Raw genomic sequence first — 4,314 nt, 5'->3', positions numbered from 1 at the left:
GACCAATCCCACCCCAGCACGACCACCCCCCGACCCGTAGCTGCTCCCATGCAGAGCGTAGGAGCGGGCCGCCCAGATCTCTCGGTTCCGCCGACGGGAGACGGAGCTACGGCGCGGGCATCTGTGACGTCTGGCTGTCGAGCGTGACATGGGTGTCACTGCGAAGCTGTGCCACCAACCGGCGGGCGGAACCGGTGCCGACATGCAGCCGCTTACGCAGGGTCTCGGCGGAGATCGGTCGCTGTGCTCGGCGAGCGCGTCCACGACGTGGAGCTGAACATTCCGATCCACCGGGTGCTGCCGACCGTCGGGGGCGACGTGGTCACCGACGTGTGGGGGAACCCGCTGGACCAGACGCCGGGTGCCTTGGAGGCGCTTCCCTCGGTGCTGGTCGGCGGGCCCGCGGAGTACGCGGACCAGCTGCGCGAGCGCCGGAAGCTCCTCGGCCTGACCTACTACACGGTGCTGGAGCCGGCGATGGAGTCGTTCGCCCCGGTGATCGAGGTGCTGCGATGAGCGCGCCGGCGTCGATTACGACGGCGAGGAGCACACCCGGTACCGCTGCGCCTGGCGGTCCCCTTCGAGGAGATCGAGTACCGGCCGGACGCGCTGGTCTTCGGAGTGAGGTCGCTGTCCGTGAGCTGGTGAGCGCCGCGGCCGAGAACCAGCTAATCCCATGAGTCGTGTGTTCCATACTTGTGAGTTTGATCTATAGGACTTAGTGATATGTTTTTGCCGACCTCAGAGGTCGCATCTCTGTCTATGGAATCCGACCGAGTGGAGAGGCCTGATGGCGCAGGTGCCCCAGGACCGGCTCGATCCCGTACTGCGCCGCATGATCGCCGTGGCTCTGCTCGGCGGCTACGCCGCGCACGTCCTTCGCCCCCGCGGCACGCCACCGCTGATCGACCTGCGCCTGTTCGACCGCCCCGCGTTCGGCGCCAGCGTCGTGGCGGCCGCCCTGCTGCTGGCGCCGTTCGGGCTCGGCTCGGCGCTGGTCATGCCACTGGCCGGGCGGCTGTCGGACCGGCTCGGCTCCCGGGTGCTGGCGGTCGGCGGGGCCGAGCGTGTGTGAGGCCGGGCGTGCGTGACGGCGATCCGTCTACGACGGCTCGATCATCGAGTGGGCCGCGCGGGCCGACCTGCCGATGGAGGTCGGCTGAGCATGTCCGGCAGAACGTTGACACCGAAAGGCCACCGAACGTGACACTTCCCGACCTGATCGCGTCCGACGACACGGACGCCCGGCTCGCGCGGCTGGACGCCGAACGGGAGATCCTGCGGACCTTCACGCGGTTCTTCCGGCTCTTGGACACCCGGCAGTACGAGCGTGTCGCGGCGGGGTGCCTCACCCCGGACGCCGAGCTTGACCACCACCTGCCGGGCCCGCGCCGGCTGCGCGGCCGGGACGAGATCACGCGCTACCTGCTCACCGAGTTCGCGGCACGGACCGAGATGGTCGCGCACGTTCCCGGCCTCACCGTCGTCGACTGGGACGACAACGGCGAGCCGCGGCTGTCCGCCTACACCACGGACTGGCACTGGTTCACCGCCAACGCCCGACTGGGCGAGCTGCGTCCCGCCGACTGGACCGCGGTCGGCCTGGTCGAGGACGCCTACCGCCAGGAGGGCGGCCGCTGGCTCATAGCCCGGCGCCGGGTGACCCCGGTCGCGGGGCTGGTCGCCGCCGGCTCGCCGCCGCCGATCGCGCTGTGACGGGACGGAGCCGAACATCATGACGACCGCCCTTGACCGGCTCGGCCGCCTCGAGGCGGAGCGGGCCATCCTCGGGACGCACTTCCGCTTCTTCCGTCCGCCGGCCCGGCGGACGACGCGCCGACGACGTTACGATGAACCGATGAGCGCACCGCAGGCGCCCGTCGGCCGGCGACACGGTGACCAGCCGGATCTCGTGACCAGGCGAACATGGTGACCAGCCGGGCTACGTTCGCCGGCGCGGCCCCGCCGGTCGAGCGGGCGTTGTCGCGTGGGCGCATCGACAAACGGGCGGCGATCCTCGATGCCGCCTTCGACGTCTTCGCGCGCCGGGGTTACGAGCAGACGAGCGTGAAGGAGATCGCCGACGAGGCGAACGTCGCCAAGACGACGGTCTACAGCCACTTGGAGGACAAGGAGCACCTGTTCCGCCAGACGATGGCGGCCGCGGCGGCGGCGGTGCTGGCGGAGAACCTCGTCGCTCTCGACCGGCTCCGCGATCCCGGGGACGACCTGCGAGCGGCCCTGGAGGAGACCGCGGCGCGGATGCTCGAGGTGTGCTGCGGCCATCGTTCCCGGGCGCTGCGCTGGCTGACCTACGGCCAGGTCGCTCGCTTCCCCGACCTGATCGACACCGTCCAGGGGCGGACGTCCGTCCAGCTCGGTGAGGCGCTGGCCGACCGGTTCGCCCGGTTGTCTCTCACCGGGGGGCTCCGCCGCTGTGACCCCGCCGAGGCCGCCGAGCAGTTTCTCGCGCTGCTCGTCGGCCCTGTGGAGACCCGGAGCCGGATGGGCACCCACGACCTTCCTCCGGAGGAGATGCGCGGGCTGTCCCGGTCCGCGGTGGACACCTTCCTCCGGGCGTACGAGCCGTCCTCCTGACGAGTGGACCGCAGCCGCGCGGCTATAGCGTCAACGCTATGACCTGGGGTACCGTCGAGCTGGAACCGGAAGTTCGGGACTGGCTGGAACGGCTGCCGACCGCGCATTTCGCGACGGCCGCTTTCTACGTGGATCTGCTCGCCGAGCAGGGTCCGTTGCTGGGTGAGCCGTACACGCGGCAGCTCGACGGCAAGCTGCGGGAGCTGCGGTTTCATCTGGAGGGCCGGGCGATCCGGGTGACCTACTGGATCGCGCCGGGTCGGAGGGTGGTGCTTCTGACGGTGTTTGCCAAGTTGCGGATGAGGGAGGTCGCCGAGGTGTCCAGGGCGAGGCGCGCGCTGGCGCGCTGCCTGACAGGGTCGCACACGGCGGGTGAGAATGAGGGGGATGACGGCGATGGCTGAGCGGGCGGACTGGGTGGGGCTGAGGGAACGCCGGATGGGCGAGCCGGGCGCGCGCGAGGCCTACCAGGCGGCCAGGCTGGCCTTTGAGCTGGGTGGGTCGGTGCGGGAGCTGCGCCAGCGGCGTGCCTGGAGTCAGGACGAACTGGCCCGCGCGGCGGGCATGACGCAGTCGGCGGTGGCGCGGTTCGAGGCCGGTGGCACCGTACCGACACTGCCTGTGCTGGAACGGCTCGCCGAGGCTCTCGACGCCGACCTCGACGTCCGCGTCATCCCTCGTTCAGCGGCGTAGCGGGCGTCCGGACCCACCAGAGGTTCGGAACATGTGTTCGACTCGATAGATGATGTTGTCTGCCCGCTGTGGGGTTCGAGTCGTGGCTGGAGCGACCTGTTAACCGAACTAGTGGAGCGTGATTCCACTTCATTGAGCCTTTTCCGTGCGCCCAGCAGACTGGAGGTGACGCCGTGTAGACGGCTGATCTACCTGTCGTAAGATCGTCGTCGCTTGCCGGTGGAAGTCCGGTCCGGGTAGCTGCCAGGAGGCCCGGTAGCAGGCTGGCGGCGTCCCATCAATAGGTTAAATCAACTCGCCTCGCTAACCACCGCGAGACGATCAAGAAAACTGCGAAACTCTAGTCAACACCCAGTTCGCGAAAATCAGGGTCCCCGTCGAGCGGGGAGTGGCCCAGGGCCATTTCGTAGCCGATAGGCCAATTTGATCATCCTCGGTATCGGCCGATGCGTGGCCTGATTTGGACGGATACCGGCGACACGCCTGAAGTGGATGCACGGCAGGCACGACCCCCTACTGATCATGGAGTTCTCGACGCTTCATGTTCGCCAGGGAAGGCCGTGCCCGCCGATGTCATCATCTCCCATCGCCACTGTGATCGACGAGCTCGCCGGGCAGATCCCGGACCGGACCAGCCCACCAGGTTCGGTAACCGACAGTGAGTGGACCGCGTTAGGCGAGGTGCTCGCGCAGGTACCGGACCCACGCGGACGGCGCGGGATGCGATACCCCTTCGCCGTGATCCTGACAATCGCGGTGTGCGCCATGCTCAGCGGCGCCCGGTCGTTCGCCGCGATCGGGGAATGGGCCGTCGGCCTGCCCGCGGACGCCCGCGCCGGCCTGGGGTTGGCCGGGCGGATCCCGGGCCCGGTGACGATCTGGCGGGTGCTGGTACGGGTGGATCGTACGGCGTTGGAAGCTGCGATCGGAGCCTGGATCTGGGCCCGTCCCGACGCCGTCGACACCGCCGGGCACCAGTCGGCCGCTCGGAGCTAGACAGGGCTCGAACCGCCAGCCCAACCC

At 69.3% G+C, this 4,314-nt stretch carries 8 protein-coding genes; all 8 read left to right on the top strand.

All coding sequences use genetic code 11. The features are described 5' to 3' along the window. Positions 1-243: 243 nt before the first annotated feature. The 8 genes from AC08OV_RS17500 (at position 244) to AC08OV_RS17465 (ending at position 4,287) form a co-directional block, all read left to right on the top strand. Complete coding sequence (locus AC08OV_RS17500; RefSeq protein ID WP_476615607.1) at positions 244-516, top strand: hypothetical protein; 273 nt, start codon at positions 244-246, stop codon at positions 514-516. A 274-nt stretch (positions 517-790) separates the two neighbouring features. Then, complete coding sequence (locus AC08OV_RS17495; protein WP_476615608.1) at positions 791-1,075, top strand: hypothetical protein; 285 nt, start codon at positions 791-793, stop codon at positions 1,073-1,075. Positions 1,076-1,203: 128 nt separating this feature from the next. After that, positions 1,204-1,716: a nuclear transport factor 2 family protein gene (locus AC08OV_RS17490; protein WP_476615609.1), complete on the top strand. Its 513-nt coding sequence runs from the start codon at positions 1,204-1,206 to the stop codon at positions 1,714-1,716. Between the two features lie 19 nt (positions 1,717-1,735). Next, positions 1,736-1,933: a hypothetical protein gene (locus AC08OV_RS17485; protein WP_476615610.1), complete on the top strand. Its 198-nt coding sequence runs from the start codon at positions 1,736-1,738 to the stop codon at positions 1,931-1,933. Beyond that, positions 1,930-2,598: a TetR/AcrR family transcriptional regulator gene (locus AC08OV_RS17480; protein ID WP_476615611.1), complete on the top strand. Its 669-nt coding sequence runs from the start codon at positions 1,930-1,932 to the stop codon at positions 2,596-2,598. The genes AC08OV_RS17485 and AC08OV_RS17480 overlap by 4 nt, the downstream gene beginning before the upstream one ends. 38 nt (positions 2,599-2,636) lie before the next feature. Beyond that, positions 2,637-3,002 carry a type II toxin-antitoxin system RelE/ParE family toxin gene (locus tag AC08OV_RS17475; RefSeq protein ID WP_476615612.1) on the top strand — a complete coding sequence of 122 codons (366 nt, stop codon included), beginning with the start codon at positions 2,637-2,639 and terminating at the stop codon, positions 3,000-3,002. Further along, positions 2,986-3,291, top strand: coding sequence for a helix-turn-helix domain-containing protein (locus AC08OV_RS17470; RefSeq protein ID WP_476615613.1), 306 nt, complete (start codon positions 2,986-2,988; stop codon positions 3,289-3,291). Before AC08OV_RS17475 ends, AC08OV_RS17470 begins: the two co-directional genes overlap by 17 nt. A 570-nt stretch (positions 3,292-3,861) precedes the next feature. Further along, complete coding sequence (locus AC08OV_RS17465) at positions 3,862-4,287, top strand: transposase family protein (RefSeq protein WP_476615614.1); 426 nt, start codon at positions 3,862-3,864, stop codon at positions 4,285-4,287. The last annotated feature ends 27 nt before the right edge of the window (positions 4,288-4,314 follow it).

The sequence above is a fragment of the Frankia sp. CeTa3Moorea genome, from assembly GCF_978021225.1.
The sequence above is the reverse complement of the archived record's forward strand: the minus strand, read 5'-3'. Positions and strand labels throughout refer to the sequence as shown.